This is a genomic window from Paenibacillus sp. P4_E11, assembly GCF_056401635.1.
Genome location: NZ_JBFUIX010000426.1, coordinates 1 through 1,609, shown reverse-complemented (window position 1 = coordinate 1,609; position 1,609 = coordinate 1). Strand labels below are relative to the sequence as shown.

Sequence of the window (1,609 nt, the reverse complement as noted above, 5' to 3'; positions counted from 1 at the left end):
CAGTGGAGGCGGAGATTCTGCGGTTGACTGGTCCCWGATGTTGGAGCCGATTGCTGAAGAAGTGACTCTCGTTCATCGCCGCGATAAGTTCCGCGCTCACGAGCACAGCGTGGAAATGCTGAAGCAATCCAAGGTGAACGTCATTACACCGGTTGAGATGGAGAGCTTGAACGGAACCGATCGCATTGAATCTGTTACCCTGAAGCACTCCAAGAGTGGCGAGGTGACTGTAGTTCCAGTCGATTCCGTTATCGTCAACTTCGGCTTCGTCTCTTCACTCGGGCCTATCGCTGAGTGGGGCTTCGAGATCGACAATGGTTCGATCGTCGTCGACTCGCGTATGGAGACGTCCATACCAGGCATATTCGCAGCAGGCGACATCACGACCTATCCRGGCAAGCTGAAGCTGATTGCTGTTGGATTCGGTGAAGCTCCAACCGCTGTCAATAACGCCAAAGTATACTTCGATCCGGATGCTAAGCTATCTCCGGGTCACAGCAGTAACATGAAGTTTTAATAGTAGTATGCCGGCGAAAAGGGCATTCTATTCTACAGTTGCTTTCGAAGTAGTTCCCTTCGAACAGTTGTAGGAGGAGTGCCCTTTGTCATTCGGTTGTCCAGTATGTAACGGCTTGCAGCCACTTGCCAAACATTGCCCGCAATGTGGTCGTTCTTTATGTGACGGCGGGCGGGCCGACGATTACTTGGGACCTTATTCGCCCTATCGTCCTATCGACGATATGAAGCTAACGAATGGCTTCCCGGATCTTGTGAATCATACGTGCGTCCACGAGCTGTACTGTAACGGTTGCGGATTCACCGCTTCCGTGGAAGTGGAGGAGTGGCGGATGTAGTTAACCGCCCTGGACATGTCCAGGGCGGTCTGTGTGTAATCACATCCATCTCTATAGCTAAAATCCGTTGAAGACGGTCAGATCGTCCACCTTGAATCTAGGGGTAGCGTGGGCGGGTTTGACGCCCTTGCCGATCGAGATCAACATGATCGGCAAGTAACGGGGCGGAATGCGGAATTCCTCGACCAGCTTCGCTGGATTGTATCCCCCCATCGGGCAAGTGTCGTAGCCTTTCGCCTTAGCGGCCAGCATTAGCTGCATCGCGGCTAACGAGGCGTTGCGTATCGCTTCGTCGCGCCCGATTTGTGAAGATGAATTGTACGCGCCCGCAATTTGCCCGACTAACGTATTCTTGATCTCCTCGGACATCGCTCCAGCACGTACCGCGCCGCCGTATATGGGCTCGGCGTTTTTATCCGCCTCCAGATCGCCTAGTACGGCCACGACGACAGAGGCGTCCACCACTTGCTTCTGATTGTTAGCAATGGGTAGCAACGCCATCTTGCGCTCCTTGTCCTCGATCACGAGAAACTTCCAGTGCTGCAAATTCCATGATGAAGGAGCCTGTGCAGCCAGGTTCAGTATGTCCATCAGCACTTCACGGCTGATTCGATGCGTTGGATCGAATTGCCGTACAGAATGGCGTTCGTTAGCTACAGTTTCGAAATTTTGTTGCGTCGTTTGTTGGTTCATCGTGTCGGTTATCTCCTGTCGGCTGTGCGCACATAGAATGAGTAAGGTCCTCTCTATTGTGC

The 1,609-nt window shown here is 52.9% G+C and carries 3 protein-coding genes; 2 read left to right on the top strand and 1 reads right to left on the bottom strand.

All coding sequences use genetic code 11. The annotated features are described in order from the left end of the window. Positions 1–517, top strand: a 517-nt coding sequence (locus AC1DWB_RS34765) for an NAD(P)/FAD-dependent oxidoreductase (RefSeq protein WP_477545631.1), incomplete at its 5' end; no start/stop codon positions are given. A gap of 85 nt (positions 518–602) precedes the next feature. Next, a complete protein-coding gene (locus tag AC1DWB_RS34760) occupies positions 603–854 on the top strand; it encodes a hypothetical protein (protein WP_477545630.1) in 252 nt (83 codons plus the stop codon). Between the two features lie 57 nt (positions 855–911). On the opposite strand, the gene AC1DWB_RS34755 is transcribed toward AC1DWB_RS34760, so the two are convergent. Further along, the gene (locus AC1DWB_RS34755; protein ID WP_477545632.1) at positions 912–1,547 is read right to left on the bottom strand and encodes a nitroreductase family protein; all 636 of its coding nucleotides are present in this window, start codon (positions 1,545–1,547) and stop codon (positions 912–914) included. Between the last annotated feature and the right edge of the window lie 62 nt (positions 1,548–1,609).